Origin of the sequence: Pectobacterium fontis (assembly GCF_000803215.1) — a bacterium.
Lineage (GTDB): Bacteria > Pseudomonadota > Gammaproteobacteria > Enterobacterales > Enterobacteriaceae > Pectobacterium > Pectobacterium fontis.
The window spans coordinates 28,177-51,599 of sequence record NZ_JSXC01000060.1 but is presented as its reverse complement, the minus strand read 5'-3'; the positions used below and the strand labels follow the sequence as shown (position 1 = coordinate 51,599).

General features: G+C 56.9%; 11 protein-coding genes. 4 read left to right on the top strand and 7 right to left on the bottom strand.

The window, feature by feature from the left end; genetic code table 11:
* Nucleotides 1-2,035, top strand: a 2,035-nt coding sequence (locus OI69_RS18000) for a putative Ig domain-containing protein (RefSeq protein ID WP_039353739.1), incomplete at its 5' end; no start/stop codon positions are given.
* A 108-nt stretch (nt 2,036-2,143) separates the two neighbouring features.
* Nucleotides 2,144-3,652, top strand: coding sequence for a TolC family protein (locus tag OI69_RS17995; RefSeq protein ID WP_039353735.1), 1,509 nt, complete (start codon nt 2,144-2,146; stop codon nt 3,650-3,652).
* An 89-nt stretch (nt 3,653-3,741) separates the two neighbouring features.
* On the opposite strand, the gene OI69_RS17990 is transcribed toward OI69_RS17995, so the two are convergent.
* Genes OI69_RS17990 through OI69_RS17960 form a run of 7 tightly spaced genes read right to left on the bottom strand, consistent with a single transcriptional unit; the run spans nt 3,742 to nt 19,798 of the window.
* Entirely contained in the window at nt 3,742-5,856 is a 2,115-nt protein-coding gene (locus OI69_RS17990) for an amino acid adenylation domain-containing protein (RefSeq protein WP_039353732.1), read from the bottom strand.
* Nucleotides 5,853-12,158, bottom strand: a complete 6,306-nt coding sequence (locus OI69_RS17985) for a non-ribosomal peptide synthetase (protein WP_039353729.1) — start codon at nt 12,156-12,158, stop codon at nt 5,853-5,855. Before OI69_RS17985 ends, OI69_RS17990 begins: the two co-directional genes overlap by 4 nt.
* Nucleotides 12,159-12,177: 19 nt before the next feature.
* Nucleotides 12,178-12,948: a 2,3-dihydro-2,3-dihydroxybenzoate dehydrogenase gene (dhbA, locus tag OI69_RS17980; RefSeq protein ID WP_039353726.1), complete on the bottom strand. Its 771-nt coding sequence runs from the start codon at nt 12,946-12,948 to the stop codon at nt 12,178-12,180.
* A 5-nt stretch (nt 12,949-12,953) separates the two neighbouring features.
* Entirely contained in the window at nt 12,954-16,097 is a 3,144-nt protein-coding gene (locus tag OI69_RS17975; protein WP_039353722.1) for a non-ribosomal peptide synthetase, read from the bottom strand.
* A complete protein-coding gene (locus tag OI69_RS17970) occupies nt 16,094-16,969 on the bottom strand; it encodes an isochorismatase (RefSeq protein WP_039353719.1) in 876 nt (291 codons plus the stop codon). The genes OI69_RS17975 and OI69_RS17970 overlap by 4 nt, the downstream gene beginning before the upstream one ends.
* 10 nt (nt 16,970-16,979) lie before the next feature.
* Nucleotides 16,980-18,605 (bottom strand): (2,3-dihydroxybenzoyl)adenylate synthase, encoded by a 1,626-nt coding sequence (locus OI69_RS17965; protein ID WP_039353716.1) that lies wholly within the window; start codon nt 18,603-18,605, stop codon nt 16,980-16,982.
* The gene (locus OI69_RS17960; RefSeq protein WP_039353713.1) at nt 18,602-19,798 is read right to left on the bottom strand and encodes an isochorismate synthase; all 1,197 of its coding nucleotides are present in this window, start codon (nt 19,796-19,798) and stop codon (nt 18,602-18,604) included. Before OI69_RS17960 ends, OI69_RS17965 begins: the two co-directional genes overlap by 4 nt.
* Nucleotides 19,799-20,129: 331 nt before the next feature.
* Here OI69_RS17960 and OI69_RS17955 point away from each other — a divergent pair, with 331 nt between their 5' ends.
* Together OI69_RS17955 and OI69_RS17950 are read left to right on the top strand one after the other, a co-directional pair.
* Complete coding sequence (locus tag OI69_RS17955; RefSeq protein ID WP_039353710.1) at nt 20,130-21,368, top strand: MFS transporter; 1,239 nt, start codon at nt 20,130-20,132, stop codon at nt 21,366-21,368.
* A 72-nt stretch (nt 21,369-21,440) separates the two neighbouring features.
* Nucleotides 21,441-23,387: a TonB-dependent receptor domain-containing protein gene (locus OI69_RS17950; RefSeq protein ID WP_039353706.1), complete on the top strand. Its 1,947-nt coding sequence runs from the start codon at nt 21,441-21,443 to the stop codon at nt 23,385-23,387.
* Nucleotides 23,388-23,423: the final 36 nt, after the last annotated feature.

The window sequence follows — 23,423 nt, the reverse complement described above, 5'->3', positions numbered from 1 at the left end:
GTTTACCGATCCTGATGTCGGCGACACCCTGACGCTCAGCGCCACGCAGGCTGACGGCACGGCGCTGCCTGCCTGGCTGACGTTTAACCCTGCCACCGGCACCTTCTCCGGTACGCCGGGCAGCGGTGATGTCGGCAACCTGAGCATCCGCGTCACCGCCAGCGACGGCACTGCCTCGGTCAATACCACCTTTGCCCTGACCGTCACCAACACCAACGATACTCCTGTGGTCTCCGGCACCGTTCCGCCACAGACGCTGGCACAGGGCAGTGGCCTGAACTTCACCATACCCGCAGGCACCTTTACCGATCCGGATGGCGATACCCTGACGCTCGGCGCCACCCTCGCCAACGGCTCACCACTGCCGAACTGGCTTCGTTTCGATCCTGCTATCGGCACCTTCTCCGGTACACCAAGCAACGCAGATGTCGGTATCTTGGTGATCAGGGTAACAGCCACCGACGGTAGTAACGCCTCGGTCAGCACCAGCTTTGGCCTGACGATCACCAACTTAAACGATGCGCCCGTGGTTGCCACGCCTATCCCGCCACAAAACGTGGCACAGGGTGATGGCTTCAACTTTACCGTGCCTGATGGCACCTTTAGCGATCCCGATATCGGCGACACCCTGACGCTCAGCGCCACCCTCGCCAACGGGTCACCGCTGCCGAGCTGGCTTCGTTTCGATCCTGCTATCGGCACCTTCTCCGGTACACCGGGCAATGCGGATGTCGGTACGTTGGTGATCAGGGTAACGGCGACTGATGGCAGTAATACGTCCATTAGTACCAGCTTTGGCTTGACGGTCACCAACGTTAACGATGTGCCGGTGGTATCCGGTACGATCCCGGCGCAGAGCATTGCGCAGGGGGGAGGCTTCAACTTTACCGTACCTGACGGCACCTTTAGCGATCCCGATATCGGCGACACCCTGACGCTCAGCGCCACCCTCGCCAACGGGTCACCGCTGCCGAGCTGGCTTCGTTTCGATCCTGCTATCGGCACCTTCTCCGGTACACCGGGCAACGCGGATGTCGGTACGTTGGTGATCAGGGTAACGGCGACTGATGGCAGTAATACGTCCATTAGTACCAGCTTTGGCTTGACGGTCACCAACGTTAACGATGTGCCGGTGGTATCCGGTACGATCCCGGCGCAGAGCATTGCGCAGGGGGGAGGCTTCAACTTTACCGTACCTGACGGCACCTTTAGCGATCCCGATATCGGCGACCCCCTGACGCTCAGTGCCACCCTCGCCAACGGGTCACCGCTGCCGAGCTGGCTTCGTTTCGATCCTGCTATCGGCACCTTCTCCGGTACACCGGGCAACGCGGATGTCGGTACGTTGGTGATCAGGGTAACGGCGACTGATGGCAGTAATACGTCCATCAGTACCAGCTTTGGCCTGACGGTGACGAACAATATTGTAAACGGCGATCCACAGTTCAAAGCCAACGACGGTATTGGCCGCACGCCGTCAGCCAGCGATGCACGCCAACTATTTACGCAGGATGCCACGACGGCACCGCCGACGTTGGGTGGTCTGATCGCCAGTCCGTCGCTCGGCAATTTCACCGTGGGTAACGACGGCGCATCGAAGTCAGTGATGTCTGCCATTTTTGCTACCGGACGCCAAAACACCGAGGGAGGCGCTCTCCCAACTAGCCAGGTGGCGAGCACTTTCGGACATGGAGTAGCCAGCGGCATTGGCATTAACTTCAACAGCACACTAGGTTCCTTCCCCAGCTTCAGCAAAGATCCCGCTTTAGGCGGTACCTCATCGCTGGCTAGCATATTCTCGGGAGCCTCTCTGCCTACACTGATACCCATGGAAGTCTTCTCCGGCGGCAGTTGGAAAGACATTCCACTCGATAGCACGAAGGGTGCGATGAATAGTACCAATGACGACACTGGGCGTTCGGTGATATTTACGCCCTCGCTACATCAGCAATTACAACAGATAGGGGATTCGAAACTGCAACGTCTTGCGGCCATTGAGCAAGCATTGCAGGAAAGTGGTCAGCGGCAGGGATAACTCTGCGCGACAGCATAGCGACTGGCGATACATAAGACGATCGCAAGAACAATCAGAACCATCACAAGAATAACATTCATAATAATGATAATGACAAGGAGCGGAATCGTGTTACAGGGTCGCAAACTATTTATCCTTAGCGCCATCGTGCTAGCCACCAGCGGCTGTGCCGTGACCACCCAGCCGATCAACAAGGCCGAAAGCGCGCAACGCAGCCAGCAGGACCGCGTCGTCATATTCAGCCAGCAGGAGCCAGTCACGGCACCGATCACGCTGTATGATGCCATGGCTCGTGCGCTGAAATATAACCTCGAATCACGCTTAAAAGTGATGGAATATGCGCTGAGCCAGCAGCAGGTGGAACTAGCACGTTACGATATGTTGCCAAAACTGGCAGCATCAGCGGGCTACGTGGGACGTAATAATATAAGTGCTTCCAGTAGCCGCAGCATAGAAACAGGACGTACCTCTCTGGAACCTTCCACCTCACAGGATCGCGACCGCGATGTAGCCGATCTGACTATGGTGTGGAACGTGCTCGACTTTGGCGTCAGCTACGTGACCGCACAGCAAAAATCGGATCAGCGCTGGATTGCCGAGGAGCGTAAACGCAAGGTCGTGCACACCATCCTGCAAGACGTACGATCCGCCTACTGGCGCGCCGTGGCAGCCGAACGCTTGTTGGGACAGATTGACGGCTTGATCGTCCGTGTCAACGCGGCGCGCGACGCGAGCGAGCACATGTCGTCACAGCAGATTGGCGACCCCATTGAAGCACTGAGCTATCAGCGTGCACTGATCGACGCCACACGCCAATTGGAAGAACAGCGTCGCGCACTGTCGCTGGCCAAGACTGAGCTTGCAACTTTGATGAACCTGCCATTGGATACGGCCTACCAGCTCGCGTTGCCACAAAGCAGTGACGAAACCGTACCGCAGTTGAATGTCGATGTGAAGGTGCTGGAAGAAGCGGCGCTGGTCAGTCGTCCAGAACTGCGCGAGCAAGATTATCAGGTACGAATTCATGCCGCTGAAACCCGCAAAGCGCTGCTGCGTATGCTGCCCGGCGTGGAAATCAGCGCAGGCGGTCACTATGACAGCAACTCCTTCCTGGTCAACAACAGTTGGGCTGACGTTGGTGTGAAAGCCACCTGGAACCTGTTCAATCTGCTGTCCGGCCCCGCCGCGCGTAAAACCGCTCAGGCTAACGAGTCCGTGTCGGAAATGCAGCGTCAGGCAATGTCTCTGGCAATTATGGCACAGTTATACATCGCCCGAGCCAACTTCAATGAGGCGCAGCGACAATATAAAACCAGCTCAGAATTGCGCAATCTTGACACTAAAATCGTCGAACAGCTAAGAAACCGCTATAAGGCTAACAGCATCGGTGAACTACCGTTGATTCAAGGTGAATTGAATGCCCTCAACGCCAGTTTACGTCAAGATCTGGCTTATGCCGAACTACGCAATACTTACGGCCAGATATTCTCAACGATCGGACTGGATTTACTACCAAAAACCCTCCCGTCCAACAGCCTTGCAGATATCAGTCAGGCACTGCGTCAATCTGACGCCAACTGGCAACAGGGCAAAATCAGTACATTACAATCGTTCTGATAGGCGAGTGGCAATCGCACGTTACCAGACCTGAGAATGCCATCTTTAGAAAGACACAGAGGGCAGCAACGCTGCCCTACTGACTGTCGTCAGACTTCCGTCAGGCGCTTACGATCTACCTTACCGCTGCCGGTTTTCGGCAGCTTATCCAGCACCACAATACGTCCAGGCACCATGTACGACGGTAAGAACTGGTGCAACTGTTTGCGCAACGCCAGTTTGGTCATCTCCGAGCCGGGTTTATATTCCACGTAGCCGACCAGCACCGCGTCATCTCCTTCACCCTGAAGTTTAACGGCGGCGTCCTGCACCTGTTCGATCCGCTTCAATTGTGCCTCGATCTCCCCTAATTCGATGCGAAAGCCGCGTAATTTCACCTGATCGTCAAAGCGCCCGAGATACTGGTAGCGATCGTCTGGCAGCAGCCGGACTTTATCACCGGTGCGGTACATCCGTTGCCCAGACTCCACCTGCTGAATAAAACGATCCTGCGTCAGATCGTCACGCTGCCAGTACCCGCTGCTCAGCGCCTCACCGAGAATGCACAGTTCTCCGACCATCCCTTCCGTCAGCGGATGGCGATCGTCATCGATCACCAGATGCTGATAGCCCGCCAGCGTGTTACCCAGCGCGACCGTATGCTGATTCTCCAACGCGGTGCCATCAATCTGCGCCATCTGCGACCAAATTGTTGCTTCGGTTGGCCCATAGCAATTCCATAACGTCCTGCAACGGCTGACCAGACGCTGCGCTAAACGTAGATCCAGCGCTTCACCGCCGCACAGCGCCACCAGATCAGGCTTACCCTGCCAACCGGCTTTGAACATCATGCGCCAGAAAGCGGGCGTGGCCTGCAAGACATTGATTTCCGGCCGAGCCTGCAAATACGCCGCGACCGCCTGCGGATCTTTGTATTCCTCATGCGTGGTCAGGTGTAACACGCCACCGATCCACAGCGGCGCAACTACTTCCAGCATGGAGATATCAAATGCCAGCGTGGTAATCAGCAGCCAGTTGGTTTCGGCTGTTAACGCTAGCCGCTCTGTGCTGGCATGAATAAAGGTTTGCAACGCCCGCTGACCAATCACGACACCTTTAGGTTTGCCCGTCGAACCGGAGGTAAACATCATGTAAGCGGCAGTATCCGCTGCACCGATTCGCGCCAGTTGAACGCTCGCGAAGGAGCCACTGGCTGTATCAGCTAAATTACCAAGGTTCAGGATTGGGCAGCCAAACGCCAGCGTGCCGTGCGTACTACCATCTTGTAAAACCGCTGCCAGTGCCGCTTCCTGCTGAATCGCCTGTAGGCGTTCCCCCGGAAAATCCGGCTCCAGCGGCACAAACGCCACCTGAGAAAACAGGCAGGCCAACAGCGCCGCTACGGTATCAGGCTGACGACTAAGGTGTAGCCCTACGCGCTGACCCGCCATCACACCTTGCGCGGCTAGCACCTGCTGAATCAGCGCCACCCGTTGCAGCAGTTCCCGATAGCTTATTTCGCGTTCCTGAAAACGGATCGCCACGCGATCCTGACGTACATCCTGAGCCAGGCGCGCCAGCAGTTCGTCGTGTAACGCCTGTGCTGGTGTGGTAGGCCGTAGCGGCACGACCGACTGGCTGAGGCGGATCTGCGCCAGATGCTCCCAGCGCTGTGTCAGCAGACCCTCAAGTAGCTGCGTGAGATGGCGAGCCATACGCTGTAGCTGTCGGGCATCAAGCTGTCCGTCCGGTGCCGTCAGGATTAACCGATCGTGTTGAACCTGCACGATCAACGCCACGTTTTCCGCAATGTTTTGCACCGCGGCAGATAGCGGTGCACGCTCTCCTACGATCAGCAGGCTGCTAAACAGCGTATGCGGGGCTTCTGCCGCCAGAAGTACTGGCGCAGACTGCGGATCGCACAACGATCCGACCTCGGCGATCCACTCGCTGACCGGACGATCCCGCTGCTGGAACTGGGCGATCAGCGGCCTGACGTGGTCAGGAAGATCGGTGCTTGCCAGCGCCGCGCACACCTGTTCTTCACCGCTGTATTTGTACAGCAGCCAGCACCACGCGGCGCTCACCAGTGAGACGGGGTACTGCCGATGCAGCTCAATGCCGTGGCGCTGTTCACCGTGTGCAGCCTCTACCCGCTGCCCGAAGGCCGTAGGCTGTTGGATATCCGCCAGCGTGTTCCCGCTGTTTTCATTACTCCCTGTCATGACAGCGTTTCCTCATTGGCAGTCACATTCGACTGCGTCAGATACTCACTCAGCGCCTGCGGTGACGGATAGCGCTGCAAGAGCGCGACGCTCACCGGCCGTCGCAACTCACGGCTCAGCGCCTGTGCCAGTGCGATACGCTGGAGCGAATCAACGCCGCATTCACACAGCGTCTGCGACCAAAGGCCGAATTCACTGCGTTTCAACGTCTGCGCCCATACGCGCAGCAGCGACGGATCGGAGGGATGATCAGCCGCATCGGCACGATTCGGCACCACATCCTGCCCACGCACGACCTCAGTCACGCTGTTATTGCCAATCAGCTCGGCGGGCTGTTGCGGCATGCTGTTCACTAACTCGACCACCTCATCATGCCAGCGCATCAGCACCCGCCGCGCCTGCGCGCTATCCAGCACTGCCGCATCAAACTCGAAGCGCAGCAGCATGCAGCCTGCCTGTTCACTAACAACCAGATTCAGCGGCATTTCAACTTTTTCATAGGCGGCAGAAAACTCAGGATAGAGCCGATGCGGATCGTCAGCGCGTTGCCCCTGCTCTGCTTGCGCGCCAGGATAATTTTCATAAACAAACAGGCTATTGAACAGACGCGAACGTCCGGCCGTCAGCGCAATCAGCGACTGTGTAGCATGTTGATTCATCGCCATCAGCTCATTCTGCAACTGCACCAGATGCTGTTGCAGCGACATCGGCTGTTGCCAGCTTAACGCCAGCGGCAGGCTATTGATGTACAGGCCCACGCTGCTTGCTACGCCGTCCACCGGACTTTCTCTGCCCGACAGCACGTTTCCGACAATACTGACCGCATCACCGGTCGAGCGTGCCAACAGCCGGTGCCAGGCGTATTGCACGATAATACTGTGCGTGACGCCCACCTCACGGGCAAAGGCGGTTAACGTCGCCTGATCCTGATCATTCAGACTCACGCTGGTGACTTGCGGCTCGACCTGCGTCAGATGCTGACTGAGATCGGCGCGTTTCCCCGCTGCCGCAAACAGTACAGCCACATCGTTTGTTCGCGCTAACTGCGGCTGCCGCTGTTGCCAAAACGCGGCGACGGCGGGCTGCTGCTGCGCAGCGTGTAGCGCATAATCCACATAGGCACGATCCACCTGAACTGCTGGCGCTTCGCGGTGCATCAGGCTTCGATAGTCACGGTGTACCGCACCCAGCAATTGTGGACCGCTCCAGCCATCAATGATGCTGTGGTGACAGCTCAGCAGCACCCGATAGTCCTGCTCATTCACGCGGAAACAGGCAATGCGCAACAGCGGCGGCTGCGACAAATCAAATCCGCTACGTAAATCCTGCTGGCGATAACGTTCGATCACCGCCTGTGGATCGGCCTCCTGCATCAGATCCTGATAGTGGAAAGGCAATTCTGCATGCTTCACAAGTACCTGCACGCGGGCACACTCGCTTTCCAGCGCGGCACGCAGTGCCGGAAAACGCGGGATCTGACGCTGCCATGCCTGACGATAACCTTCCACATCCAGCGCCTGCGCATAACGAATCGGCGTTTGCAGATGATACGCATCGTCCTGTGGGCAGCGCAGGCGGTGATACAGCATCGACTGCTGGAGCGATGACAACGGCAACAATGTGTCGATGTCATAACGCTGCGCCAAACGGTCAAGCTGCGGTTGGCTCAGGCTGACTGCCGGAAAATCGCTGGGGGTAAAGACGGTTCCCTGCTGTCGCTGCGCCACACAGGCTGCCGTCAGCGCCCGCAGGTTTTCCGTCAGCCGTACCATCAGGCGTTCGCTATCGTGCTGATTGAGGCAACCCACCTGACGCAACGTGAGCCGCCCGCCGGTAATACCGCCGTGCAGGCTGATAATCTCCGCCGGTTTATTCTCCGGCGAGACGCAGCATCCCGGCGCGACCTCTACCGGACGCCACACGCCAGCCGTTTGAACCGACAGCCCAAGGTAGTTGAACACAATCGGCGACAGCGTAAGCGCGCCGCCCTGTGGGTGATGGTAACGCAGCGGGTTAAACCCAACGCCTTTATCCGGCACCTGACGCAGTTGCTCTTTACTGGATTTAATCAGGGAAGCCCAGTCAGGCTTATCTTGCAGGCACACCGGATAGGTGCTGGTAAACCACCCGACGGTGCGGCTGACATCCAGCGTCGGATCGATGGCTTCGCGCCCATGCCCTTCCAGCATGATACGTGTTTTATCGCCCCAGCCGAGATCGTTCAGCGTGCGGGTTAGCGCCGCCAGCAGCAGATCGCTCACGTCAGTGTTAAAGGCGCGGTTGGCTTCATTCACCAGTTGGTTGGTGGTTTCGGCATCCAGCGTCAGAATCGCCGCGCTGGCATGGCCTTGCGGATCTCTCGCCGCCAGCAATGCGGTTTGATCCACGCCGTCTTCCTGCGCCTGCCAGTACGCCAGTTGTTCCGCATGCTGTGTAGCGTAGTTATGCAGCGCCACGCCCCACTGGCGATAGCTCGACGTCTTCGGTAGTAGCGGTTCGCCAAGGTAGAGCCGTTCGAGATCGTCAACCAGAATGCGCCAGGATACGGCATCGATGACCAGATGGTGGAAGGCAAGAAACAAGGCCGTATCCGCCTGCGGGTGGTGTCGCACCCGCGCACAGGCCATGGTGTTCCCCTGTGCCGGATCGAAGTCACGCTGCAACGCGGTAAACGCCTGTTGCAGGCCATCGTCGCCGAGCTGACGATAATCCAGCGTTGGCAAAGCAGGGCAAGTCAAATCCGTCAGATAGCGTTGTCCTGTGGCGTCACAGGCCAGACGCAGCGCGTCATGCTGCGCCACCAGCGCCTGCAACATCGTACTCAGGCGTTCGGTGTCCACGTCCGGCAGTTGGATCATCGCCGCCTGATTCCAGTGCTCTGGACGTGCCAGCGGCTGTTCCATAAACCAGCGCTGAATCGGCAGCAGCGCGAATTCGCCTTCCAGCGTGCCCTGCTCTGCGACAACACCGGTATCGCCGTCATTCTGTGCCAGCACACGGCATAGACGCCGCACGCTTTTTGCCTCGAAAACGTCTTTCACCGTGCAGGCATAGCCCGCACTGCGCAGGCGGGTGGTCAGTTGAATACTGAGGATGGAATCACCACCTAAACGGAAAAAATCATCCTCCACGCCCAGCGGCGTATTCAGCACGCTGCGCCAAATCGCCAACACATCGGCTTCCAACGGGTTATCGGCTTCCCCGTCACCCTCGCTGGCTTCCAGCACCGGTGGCAACTGTTTGGTATTGAGCTTGCCGTTTGGCGTCAGCGGCATATCTTCCAGTAGCATCAGCCGGAACGGCACCATGTATTCCGGCAGGTGCTTCGCGACATCAATCAGCACGGCAGCCGGCTCCGGTATGCTGCTGCCCGTTTTTACCGTGGCATAGGCGACCAGCGCCGGGCGATTCCCGACCTGCGCCACAATCACTTTTACCTGTTTCAGAGACGGACAAACCGCCGCCAGTTGTGCCTCAATTTCACCCGGTTCGATACGGTAGCCACGCAGTTTGATCTGCTCATCAATACGGCCACTGTAGTCATAGTCGCCGTTGTTCAGCAGTCTGGCTTTGTCACCCGTGCGATAAATGCGCAGCGTCACGGTGCCCTGTGCGGCATCGTTCAGCGTAATGTGCTCGAAGCGGCTGGCGGTCATCTGCGGCTGATTGAGGTAGCCACGCGCCAGCCCCAGCCCGGCAAGACACAGTTCGCCCGGCACGCCCACCGGACATAGCTGTCCGGCAGTATCCAGAATCAGCGCCTGAATATGGGCAACCGGTTTACCAATGGTGACAGGCTGGCCTTTACGCAGGCGGGTGCTCAACGCGGTGACGGTACATTCCGTTGGCCCGTACATGTTGTACAGCGCCACCTTATCGGCCCAGTTTTCCACCACCGCGTTCGGACAGGCTTCCCCACCCATGCCAATCGCCTGAATACCCTTAATCTGCTCAGGATCGAGAATCGACATCAGCGCCGTCGGCAGGATCAGGTGCGTCGCACTCGCCTGTTCAGCCTGCATAATCGCCCGATCGTTAGGTTCGCCAAACGCCAGCGTGCCGCCGCTGCTTAGCGGCAACAGCGTCGTCATGTTACCGGCATCAAACGAGAGCGACATGCAGTTGAACATGGTGCTTTGCGGCGTGAACGCGATGCGATCGCGATGATCGTCCAGCAGATTGATCAGCGAGCCGTGTTCGATCATCACGCCTTTCGGCACACCGGTCGATCCCGAGGTGTAGATGACCTGCGCGAGTTGCTGGGCATGGCGCGGAATAGCGGGCGGTTCATCACCCGGCAGATGGTGCCACTGCGCTACCGTAGCGGAATCGGTCAGATCGATGCGCTGTTCGGCTGACCACTGCGCCAGTTGTTGTCCATCACCACCAAGGATGACGGAAAGGTTGGCATCGGTAATGATGTGACGCAGCCGCTCCGGCGGATAATCGGGATCCAGCGGCACATAGGCCGCGCCCGCTTTCCAGATAGCCAGCAGCGCGATGACAAAATAGCGATCGCGTTTCGCCAGCACGCCAACCAGCGCCTGTTCGCCCAGCCCTTGGCGGTGAAGCCAGTGCGCCAGTTGATTGGCCTGTCGGTTCAGCTCGGCATACGTTAGCGAGTCGGTGCGCTGCACACCATCAAAGGCAATCGCCTGCTGCTGTGGATCCCGCTGAGCGACCGCTTCAATCACGTCAGTTACCGTCAACTGTGGCTGCGGATAGCTATGCGGCAACTGCTGACTCTCCGCCAGCACGGCAGCAAAGCGCTCTGTTTCCATCAGCGGCAGGTGCCAGACATCGGTTTCCGGTGCCTCAACCACCGCCTCGATCAGTCGAATAAAGCGGTCAGCGTAATACTGGATCGTTTGGCGCTCAAACAGCGCAGTGGCAAACAGCCAGTCCAGCCGTACCTCGCCCATTAGCTCCGTGACCTTGACCGAAATGTCCGTCTTGGCAGGCAGCACGGGTGAGGTCTCTTCTTCTGCGTCACAGCCGGGGATCAGATCGTTGAAATCCACTTTGGCCTGATACACCAGCATCACCTGGAAAATCGGGTTGATCGCCGTGGTGCGATCGGAACCGATCGTCTCGCTCAGCGCCTCAAAACGATAAAGCTGATGATCGAAAGCCGATAGATCCTGTTCACGGCAATATTGCAGGTAATCGACGAAGCTCTGGCTATCCTGCAATTGGGTGCGCAGCACGATGGTGTTGACGAAGAAGCCGACGACATCTTCAATATCCGGCCGCTCGCGGTAGGCCAGCGGCGAGCCAATCACGATGTCTTTCTCACCGCTGATGCGCGCCAGCAGCAGAGAGAACACCGCATGTAGGCCAATGAAATTAGACGTGTTATAGCGCTGGCACAGGCGTTTGAATTTATCCCACAGATCGTTGTTGATCGCGGAGAAGATCACCTCGCCGCCGCTGTTCTGGTGCGCCGGACGCGGTTTATCCAGCGGCAGGCTGTGTACTTCGGGGATCCCCGTCAGCCGCTCAACCCAGAACGGCTTGAATTCGTTGTGGTAATCCAGAAACGACGCGGAATTGAACCAGTGCGCGTAGTCGATGTAGTTAAGCGCCGTCGGCTCAACAGGATAAGGCTGGCAGTTTTGGCAGGCCAGAAAAGCCGGCTTGAAGTCTGCGAACATATTCTTTACTGACCAGCCATCGGAAATGATGTGGTGCTGGGTGATCATCAGAATGTGTACGCGTTCGCTCATTTTCACCAGCCGCACGCGAGTCAGATCGCCCGCAGTGAGATCGAACGGACGACTGATTTCCGCTTTCACCTGCTGCTGCAAACGTGCTTCCCGCTCCGCTTCCGGCAGCGCTGAGAAGTCATCATGCTGTATCACAAACGGTTGGTAGGCATCAATACGCTGTTCGCCCTTGCCCTGTTCATTGACAACAAAACGGGTGCGCAGGCTGGCATGGCGCTGCGCCAACGCGTCAAAGGCAAATTCCAGCGCCGCCACATCCAGCGTGCCAGTCAGGCGAAAATAGACCGGCATATTATAGAGATGTGATTGCTCTTCGTATTGTTCGATAAACCACAGCCCGCTTTGCGATGACGACAGCGGGCCAGACGTGGCATTCTGCGGCGTAATCGGACGTTCAAACGCCTGCTGCGCCGTCAGGCAGCGCACAATCGCGTCTTTGTTTTCTTTGATCGTGCGCCCAATGTCTGGCGTGATCGCGTCTTTGCTCGATTGGGAAACCAACTGCCCCTGCGCATTTAACGCCAGACGAACGCCCTGCCGTTCCAACTGCTTTAACAGCGTTACGATATCTTTCATGACTGGTCACTCTCTCAAATCAGGCCGTCAGCGTCGCCCCGCCATCCACCACGATGTCCTGCATAGTGATGTGGCTGGCCAGATCGGAAGCCAGAAAAACCACGGTATTGGCGATCTCTTCCGGTTGAGCAATCTTGCCCAACGGGATCCCCAGTTTGTACTGGTGAGGAAAGCCCGCGATAGTGCGCTGCTCGGCATCGGCGCTGTGCCACATACCACGCTGCATCGGCGTATCCGTCGAACCCGGTGACACCAGATTGCAGCGTACGCCATAAGGTGCCAGTTCTAATCCAGCGCAGTGAGACAGGCTGGTGAGCGCGGCTTTCGACGCGCAGTACGCCGCCATCTGCATGCGGGGAACGTGTGCGGCATTGGAGCCGACACAAACAATCGCGCCGCGACGCTGCTGTTTAAAATGCGGCATCAACGCGTTCAGCAGGTAAAACACGCCGGAGGCATTAACGTTAATACACTGGTGCCAGTCGTCCACGCTCAGCGCATCGATGTCACCCAAACGCAGAATTCCCGCAGCGTTGACCAGAATATCGATCCCGGTTTCCGCCAGTTGCTGACGACACACCGCCGCCACGCTGTCCGGCTCGCTGATATCCAGCGTCACGCAATTAAACGGGTGATCTTGATGCGGGAATTGGCGATCGAAGCCAGTCACGTTCGCGCCCAGCGTGACAAACTGGCGGGCAATGCTGGCGCCAATACCGCTCGCCGCCCCTGTCACCCACACGGTTTTGCCGCTGAAATCAAACTGAAGAGGTTGTGCCTTGTTCATCATTTTCCCTACCACACCATTTCTACGCTGTTTTCATCCTGTGACAGCCTGTCGTCCAGATAGCGGCAGAACTCGCTAAGCTGGGGATGATCGAACACATCAGACACCTTGATGCTGACGGAAAATTCTGCCGCCAGACGATTGACGATCTGGATGGTTTGCAACGACTGACCGCCCAACTCAAAGAAGTTATCCCGCGATTGGATCCCCGAGACGCCGAGGATCTGCTGCCAGATGGCACTGACGCGGTTCTCGGTTTCGCTGGCTAACGCCTGTGCCGGTGCGTCATCATGGTATTCCGCCAGCAGGCGCTTGCGGTCGACCTTATTGGAGCCGGTTTTCGGCAACTGGCGGAAGGCACGGTAATCGGTGGGGATCATCGCGGGCGGCAGCACGCTGCTCAGGCGCTGTTTTAGCGCACGCGCATCGATGTCCCCCGCTTTCGTGGCGACAAACGCCACCAGACGCCGCACGCCGTTGGGGTAGACAATACCCTGTACGCAGGCTTCATCAACGTCCGGTTGCGCCAGCAGATGCGCTTCAACTTCACCTGGCTGAATTCGGTAGCCGCTGATTTTAAATTCGTTATCCATACGTCCGAGGTAGAGCAGTTGCCCTTTCTCCAGCCGCACTCTGTCGCCCGTGCGGTAAGCGGGAAGATCGCGCTCGCCCACCGCTATTTGCGTAAACGCCGCGTGTTCTGTACCGATGTAACCCGCCGCCAGCGTTGGCCCCAGCAGCACCAGTTCCCCTTCCGCTGCGGGGCGGTCGCCCGCCGCCAGAATCAGCGCATTGACGCCAGCCAGCGGCAGGCCGATAGGCAGTTGCGCCACATCGGTCGGCTGCGTTTGCAGATCGCAACTGGTCGCGACCACGGTGGTTTCGGTGGGGCCATAGGTGTTGATTAAGCGCAATGTATCCGGCGCATGGCGTTGCCACTGCGCCAGTTGTTCGGGGTATACCGCTTCCCCGCCGATGATAATGGCACGTAATGCAGACGGCATGGTCAGCGTGCCAGTTTTCAGCCCCACCACCCATTCGTTCCAGAATGCGGTCGGCAAATCGAGCAGCGTAATCGCCTGTTCTGCAACCTGTTCGACAAAGGTCGGAATCGATTCCAGCATCTCATCGGTGCGCAACACCAGCGTCGCACCGCTGGTCAGCGTGGCGAAGATCTCCTCGATGCTGGCATCAAAATTAAACGGGGCAAATTGCAGCACGCGATCCGTGGCTTGCAGACCATAGCGCTGGCGTGCTGCCGCAATGAAGTGATCCAGCGCGCGGGTGCCGATCTCTACGCCCTTCGGCAATCCGGTCGATCCCGAGGTAAACATAACGTAGGCGATACGGCCTTCGCTTGCTTCCACAGGCGGCAGCGAGGCAACCTGTGCGTTGGATGACAGCAGATGCCCCGCCAGCACGATCTCGCCGGAAAAGACCGACGCCAGGCGATGCTGGTAATCAGCCTGCGTCACAATCGTACGCAATCCGGCAATCTGAATGATGTGCTGCTGACGCTCGCGCGGCTGTTCAGGGTCGAGCGGCACATAAACCGCACCGCACTGCATCACGGCCAGCAGGCAAATAATGGTTTCAGGGCTACGGTTCAGCATGATGCCGATGCGCTCGCCGGGCTGAACACCGCGCTCATGCAGCGCCGCCGCAGCTTTACCGCTCAGATCCAGCAGTTGCTGGTAGCTGTATTGCCGATCGCGCTGCGCCAGCGCCGTATGCTGCGGGTTGTTACGCGCCTGTCCGGCGATGGCCGTCAGAACCGGTTCGACGAACGGTGCCGGCTCGCGGCTGGTCATCAATGCCAACTCACGTTCTTCGCGCAGCCAGCGCCCCAGTAGTTCACCGCTGGTTTGCTGTGGCTGTGTCAGCCAGCGTTGTAGCAGCGTAAACAGGGTTTCTTGCAGGCTGGCAAGCGCTTCCGCGCTGTAACAGGCGGGATTGGCATCAAAATCCAGCACCGGCGTACCGTCCGGTTTGAAGTGAATTTCGATGGTCAGATCTTCTACCGGTCCGGCGCTGAGATTCAGCGTGCTGGAGGACAGCGATCCGTAGTTGAGCGGATGATCGAACGGCATGATATTGATCAGCGGGCCGAAAAGCCGCTGTTCGCCGCCGACGCGATTCAGATCGCGCCGTAGATGCTCATAGCGATAGTGTTGGTGGCGACGCAGCGTGCGTTTGGTGCGAGCCACCTGTTGCGCCAGCGTGACGAAATCCGCCTGCTCATCCACCTGAACGCACAGCGGCACGATGTTCATCTGCATGCTCGGCACCGTCAGCGAGGCGGAACCAATACGGTTCATCACCATCATCCCGAACGTTAGTCGGTCGCTGCCGGACACCAGCTTGAGGTGCGTCGCCAGCATCGCTAAAAACAGATCCGGCCAGCTAATTTTGTTGCCTGCACACAGCGCCGTCAGCGGCTGCCAGAGATCCGCAGGCAGCACGCTGCTCTGGCGCAAAAAACGCGCCGCAATCGGGGCTTTCTTTTCGCTAAAGCTGGCGGGTTCCGGCATCGCATTCAGCGTTTCCAGCCAGAAATCACGCGCCTGTGCCGTTTGCCCGCTGGCATCGCGCTGCCGCTCTTCTTCCAGCACCTCGCTGAACGAACCAAACTCGGCCATCGGCGTAGGTTGCCCTGCCGTCAACGCGCTGTAGATCTGGGCGATGCGTTGAAACAGCATGGTGGTGCCAAAACCATCCAGCGCAATGTGGTGAACACAACTGTAGAGAAAATCGCGCTTTTCACCACATAACAGCGCAAAGCGGCAGGGTAATCCGTTCAGCAAATCCAGCGGCTGGGCGATTTCTTCACGCGCCCACTGGCGTATGGTGTGCTCTTCATCCGTCATCGGTGCGGGGAGCAGTTCTCTAATCGGCAGCACGCCGACGGGCACCGGTAACAGGGAAGCGACAAACCCCACGTCCGGCTGGTCAGCCTGTTCCCCGGCAACCTCAACAAACTGGCAGTACAGGCATTCACATTCCATCACCGCCTGACGGATCGCGCTCAGCATGGCTTCACTATCGACTTTGCCATCAAACGCGATGCACTCCGCCGTGTTGAACGTCGCCTTATCATCGTTCAGAGCATGGCCTAGCCACAGCCCGCGCTGCGCAACGCTCAACGGCTTCATGATGCGGCTCCCTGCTGTTTTTCGATCAGCGCCCACCAGGCATTCAGGCTGGGGTTACGCGCCAGATCGACAAAACTCAGCGTGATGCCCTGATTGCGCCATTCGGTCAGCAGCGCCATCATGCGCACCGAATCCAGACCATAGTCGATCAGGTTTTCATCTTCGTCGAACTGATCTTCGTCTTCGTCGATCAACGTCAGCAGATGCGCTCTCAATTCTGGTTTTGTCAGTGCCTGTGCCATTTCTGCTCCTGTGAGTTCTGCCGTACTAACAACGCGTCCGGCGCGCGTCGCGACATATTTCAGCGCCATTTGGTGTTCCTGAAGGGAAAAATCCGCTACCGCATCGCCGACCAGGAAGGGCTTGATGTCGCGCATGAAAGCATCCGTCGCGGTAATCATGCAGCCGATGTGCGCGTAAACGCCGCAAATGATCAGTTGATCTTTGCCCATCTCTTTCATCATGGGTTCCAGCGGCGAACGGTGGAAGGCGCTGTAGCGCCACTTCACCAGCACAGTGTCATGCTCATCCGGTGCCAGTGCGCTCACGACACGCTGCTTCTCAGGGTGATTACTCAGCCCTGCGCCCCACATGTCGTTTAGCAGCGCACGGTCGGCCGCGCTCTGGGCATTGGGCTGTGCGGTATACACCACCGGAATCCCCTGCGCTTTGCAGTAGGCTCGTAGCGCCGCAATGTTGTCGACCAGTTGCTGTACCAGTGGGCTATCCGTGCCGTAAAAATTCACGAAATACTCCTGCATGTCGTGAATCAGCAACACCGCGCGTTGAGGTTCAAACGACCAGGACACCTTGTTTTCCGGGAAATCCTGTGCGCGCGGCAGGGGATAAGAAGCAATAGAAGGGATTGCCATCACAAAATCCTTATTTATTTTGAATGCTAAGTTGGGTCTGGATGCGCTGACGAAGTGATTTCTTATCGATCTTGCCGACCGGAGTGACAGGCAGGGTGTCGATCATCTCGAAGCGGTCCGGCAGTTTGAATTCTGCAATACCCTGATTACGGAGATATTTTCTTAACGTTATGGCTTTCAGCGCCGGATCGCTGACGACCAGAAACGCGCAACTCTTTTCGCCCATGACCGGATCGGGCATGGAGACCAGCGCGGCATGAAGAATGCCGTCATGCTTGAGCAGCAGGTTTTCGATCTCTTCGGCGGCAATCTTTTCACCGCCGCGGTTAATCTGATCTTTTTCCCGACCGACCACGCGCAAATAGCCGTCCTCGGTCATCTGCACCACATCGCCGGAGTGATAGAACCCGTCACTGTCGAAGGCGCGGGCATTGTGTTCCGGGCTGCGGTAATAGCCACGGAAGGTATACGGGCCGCGCGTCGCCAGCAGCCCGGCTTCGCCTCTCGACACCGGATTGCCGTCGATGTCCAGCACCTTCACTTCATCGTCTGGACTCATCGGGCAGCCTTGCGTGGTGAAGATATGCTCATCGCTGTCGTCCAGTCGGGTGTAGTTCACCAGCCCTTCCGCCATGCCAAGCACCTGCTGCAACTGACAACCGAGCACCGCAGGAATACGCCGGGCCACGGTTTCACTCAGCTTCGCGCCGCCTACCTGCAAAATCTTCAGACTGTGCAACGCGCCGCCAAACTGTTCGGCGGCCTGAAGCCACAGTGCGGCAGCGGGCGGCACCAGTGAGGTGATATCGATCTGATGGCGTTCGATCAGCGGGAAGCAGGTCATCGCACCCGGATCGGGTGCCAGCACGACGCGTCCACCGGCGTAAAACACGCCGAGTGAACCGGGCGAACTTAACGGAAAGTTATGGGGAGCAGGTAACGCGCACAGGTAGCGGGTTTGTGGCGTCAGCGCACAGATTTCCACACTGCGGCGCACGCTGTAGTAGTAATCGTCATGTGTGCGGGGAATCAGTTTCGGCGTGCCGGTACTGCCGCCAGAAAGCTGGAAGAAGGCAACCTGCCCCGGCGCGGAAGGCTGATACTGACAAGCTGACCGGTTCGGCTGTAGCCAGTCTGACAGGCTGTGCCCCAGCGGGCTGTCGCCGAGCATCACCACCGTTTGCAGGCGAGGAACCTGTGTCTGTAGCCGATCCAGAAACTCACCGTTGCCAAACAGCGGGTGTTCAGCCGAGGCGATCAATACGCGGGGTTCAATCTGCGTGGCATAGGACAGCAGTTCGAGCTTATTGTGGCTGAACAGCGCATTAACCGGCGCGACGCCCATTTTCAGCAGCGCAAAAAAGGTCAGGTAAAACTCGGCTACGTTCGGCAACTGCACCAGCGCGGTGTCACCGCAGCGTAAGCCGCTTTCCGTGAGGCGCGATGCCAACGCGGAAGACTGCCGATCCAGCTCACGATAGCTCCACTGACGTTCACCGCACACCACCGCCACGGCATCGGGCTGCGTTGTCAGATGACGCTCCCAGGCATCCGTTAGCGGCAGACCAACCCAGTACCCTTTATCACGATAACGCTGCGCCAGTTCCTCTGGCCAGGGCGTAAATTCAATACTCATAGTCCATCCACACCCGAGTTAAGCCCAAACGCATTCAACATCGTGTTGAATTTAGCGGCAGTTTCGGCCCATTCATCCTCAGGGACGGACGCCTCCACAATGCCCGCGCCAGCAAACAGACGGACGCTGTTGTTTTTGATGGTGCCGCAGCGAATGGCGATAGCCCATTCACCATCGCCGTTAGCATCACACCATCCGACAATGCCGCTGAATACGCCGCGATCGTGCGGTTCCAGTTCGGCGATCAGTTGGCGCGCCGCCTGCGTAGGGAAACCGCACAGTGCGGGAGTGGGGTGAAGCTGACAGGCGACCTGAAGCGCCGTCATCTCCGGGTTTGCCAATTCGCCGCTAATGGCGGTAGACAAGTGCCACATGGAGGCCGTGCTCATCAGCGTGGGGGCAGGCGGAATCGTTAACGATGAGCACAGCGGCATCAGGCGTTGGCGAACGTCGTCAACCACCAGCTTGTGCTCGTGTTTGTCTTTACCGGAATTCAGCAAGCGCTGACTGTTCAGGTAATCCAGTTGTTCATCCTTCATCCGTCGCGCCGAACCCGCTAACGGGTTCGAAACAATGACGTTTCCCTGCTTGCGCAACAGCAGTTCCGGGCTGGCGCCAAGCAAGACGGAACCATCCGGCAACGGCAGCGAGAAGTGATAGCCCCCGGCGTTCTGCACCATCAGGTTGTTGAGGATCGTTTGCGCCTTAACAGGGCCTGCCAGCTCAATGTCCAAAATACGTGACAGGACCGCTTTGCTCAGTTCACCACGACGGAAGCGTGCAACGGCTTGCGCCACGATGGACTTAAACTGGCCTTCGTTTGGGACACTGTTCAGCGTTAATGCGCCGGGTGCCGCTGCCGCCTGCTTACGGGCACGGCTGAGCAGTTCAGCTTTGCTCGTAACGGTATAACTATCAGGGATATAGAGACTCGAGGGTTGCGTGGTATCAAAGGGGATGGCCCCCACCACAATCGGCAGCGACTGCCCTGCCTGACGCGCCCGCTGAAATGCCTGCGCGATTGCAGGGCTTAGCCTGTCATCGTGCGAGCCAGAAGCACAAGCCGGGGACGAAATACGTTCAAATAAGCCGGAAGTAGACAGGCTACGGTGTTCCGATGCGTATAAAAAAGCGGTCTGCTCAGAATAAGTTAGCCCGCTAAATGTTTCAGCTTCTGTAATCAGTGTATCCACAAGACAACTCCTGTGCCTGCAAATTAAATACCAATGATTATTAAAATCATTATCATTTATATTAAGCGCAGTTAAATTACACTGAAGTAACGTGTTCGGTCAATGCTTCCACAAAATAGGGATTCACGCCCACTTATTAGGGGTTATATTGATGTTAATCAATTTTATTGTTCATCTCCCACAACCCTTAATGATTAGCAATAGGAATGTATTGATTATAAAACTCACATCACAGATGATAATGAAAATACTTATCATTTATTGTCAGCGAAATTAAGCTGCGCTAGACTGCGCGAATATTTTACTAACTGTGTCTAAATGTGAGCCTGTCATGGATGAAAGCATGTATCGCCAGCACACCCGATCCGTTGTGCATTTGGCGTTGCTCATCAACATGCTTTCCCTCGGTAGCCTGATGATGGTGATGCCGCTCGGCCCCGATTTCATCAGCGCCCTGTCGATGGATGCCAAAAACATCGGCTACATTAGCGGTGGGGCTACGTTTGCCTCTGCCATCGTCGGCTTCCTCGCCGCCCCCTATCTGGACAGATTTAACCGCAAACATGCACTCATCGTCCTACTGACGCTGCGCTTCGGCCTGACGGCAGCCTGCATGTTTGCTACCAGCCAAACCCATCTTTTGCTGCTGTTTGTTCTGGCAGGCTGCGTTGCCGGCCCGGCATCCGGTGTATTGATGGCGGCGGTGGTCGATATTGTGCCAGCCAACGAACGCGGCAAGCAGTTAGCCTATGTCGGTATGAGTTTTTCACTCGCGGCCATTATCATCATGCCGCTCTCGCTGGAACTGGCTCACCGTATTAACTGGCAAGCCCCGTTTTATATTTTCGGCCTCGGCGGCCTGCTGCTGGTGCTGTTAGTGCTGTGGCTTTTTCCTTCCATGCCGCCGACGCAGCGGATTGAGCAAGGCACCTCCCCGAGCAACGCACCCGCGTCAGTATTATATGAGCTGCTGGCCTCCCCGCTTTTCCTGCTGGGGCTGACCGTGGTGTCATTACAGATGTTCGGGCATTTCCTGCTTATTCCCCATTTTTCCAACTACTTTCAGTTCAATCTGGCTTTTCCTCGGGATGACATTTCCCTGCTCTACCTCAGCGGCGGCCTGGCCAGCATGCTGACCATGCAACTGTGCGGTAGGCTGCTGGATCGGGGATACGCCAGCCGGACGATCGTGGTCACGACGCTGCTACTGGCCGTCGTTATTCTCTGCGGTTTCGTTTTACCCGTTTCACTTTCCCTGTATCTGGTGTTCACCCTGTTCATGGCGCTGAGCGCGGCACGCTCCAGCAGCACGCTGGCGATTACCGCCGGGATTCCGCTGCCGCATCAGCGCGCCGCGTTTATGTCCTATCAGGGAACAGCGGCCAACGTAGCATCAGGGCTAGCCAGCATTGCCTCTGCCGCTTATCTGAGTACCTCCGCAGAGGGAAAAATTGACGGATTCTCGCAGCTTGCCCTCGCCAGCGCCGTATTTGCGCTGGCCGCCATGCTATTGACAATACGCCTGATTACGCAACTGGCGGCACGCAAAACGGTACATGCGACAGCGTAATAAACCGAGCAATACACGTAGCACCGCACGTTATTTATGAGATTTTTTTTACACTTTGATGGGGTCTTTAACATGCAGCTAAAACCAGAAAGTCGTTTTTCACATCATCATTTCCCACACAGCAAGGTGTATAGCGCCCTGCTGGTGGCCGGGTTACTGGCTCTGCCCGCCATCGCACAGGCAGAAAACGCGACAGATGAAAAAATCGTCGTAACGGCAACCCAGACAAAACACACCACGTTGAGCGCCCCCGCCAGCGTGTCGGTCATCACTCGCGCCGAACTGGAAAAGATGTCGGTGAATAACGTTTCCGACGCGGTGAAAAAGCTGCCGGGCATTAACATTAATCCGTCATCCACCTATGGCCGCAACGAGATCAAAATTCGTGGGATGCGGGCAGACTACACCTTGTTGCTGATCAACGGTCGTCGGGTTAACTCACGCGAAGCATTAACCACCGATTACGCCAACGATTTTGATCTGACTTCCCTCCCCGTTTCCGCCATCGATCGCATTGAGGTAATTCGTGGCCCGATGTCTTCCCTCTACGGAGCCGACGCACTGGGCGGTGTCGTAAACGTGATTCTGCGCCAGCCGGGGGAAAAAGCAACGGGTGAGATCGGCTATAACTTTGAAGCACCCACCGAAGGGTCGGGTGGCGACCACAATCGCCTAAGCGGCTATGTCAGCGGTCCATTGATAGAAAACACGCTGCTAGGCAGCCTGATTATTGATGGCGGAAAACGTGATGCCTGGCGTACTGAGCTATCGAAAAACCCCAATACAGATGCGCGAGAAGAACGTGAAAATACGAATCTGCTAGGGAACTTAACCTGGCTGATTGATGAAAAACAGAGTCTGGATTTTGATGCTACCTATGTCAAAGATGATCGCGACGTATATTGGAATGCGAGTAATGTAGCAAGACGTAATATACAGAAATTGGATCGTTTAGGACTTGGCTTGACGCATAATGGCAGTTGGGAAAATGTCGATACACGACTGCGTTACTACTATGAAAACGTCAACCTCATAGATAACTCTGAGCTAAAAGGCGGCAGAGCAGATATCAGTCAGGATAACCACACTATCGACGGCCAGGTTTCTGGCTATTTAGGCGATCACCTGCTGACAGGCGGCGGTGAATATCTGCTGACATCATTAAAACATAGCATGTACCTACAAAATGGTGGGATTGATGTCAGCCAGGGCGCACTTTTCTTACAGGACGAATTCAAACTTGGCGATCTGGCATTAACCTTCGCAGGCCGTGTCGACCAGCATGAAGTCTACGGCACAGAATTTAGCCCGCGAGCCTATGCAACCTATAGTTTGACCGATAACTGGGTGATAAAAGGCGGTGTTAGCAAAGCATATAAGGCACCAACACTGTCACAATCGGTCAAAGGTTATGCTTTAGCCTCCTGTCAGGGCAGATGCTTTCTTCTCGGGAACCCCGACCTGAAGCCAGAGACAGCCATCAGTTACGAGTTAGGCACCGCGTATGAAGCTGAACGATTTGGTGCGGGCGTCACATTATTTGATAATGACATCAAGGATATGATCCAAACCAATTCGCTAACTCGAACCTACGAAAACGTGAATAAAGCTCGGGTGCAGGGAATTGAAACCTCATTCTGGGTCGATCTGACTGATGACCTGAACTGGACTACCAACTGGACCATCGTCGATGCCGAAGACCGCACCACCAGAAAACGCCTGAAGCAAACGCCGAAAAATACGGTTAATACGCAATTGAACTGGCAGGCGCTGGATAATCTCTCGACCTATGTGTCCTACCAGTACACCAGTAACCAATATCTGCGCGATAGGGAATTACTTAGAACCCGAGGCTTCAACACCGTGGATATCGGTGCGACCTATACGCCAGTTAAAAACGTAGACCTGAAACTGGGCGTCACTAACCTGACTAACGAAAAACGCGACTACGTTGCCACCGACAACGACTATTTCCTGTCTGGACGGACGGTGTACGGCGGCGTGAGCTATAAGTTCTGATGCCGATAAACGTGATGGAATAGCCCGCGATTCGCG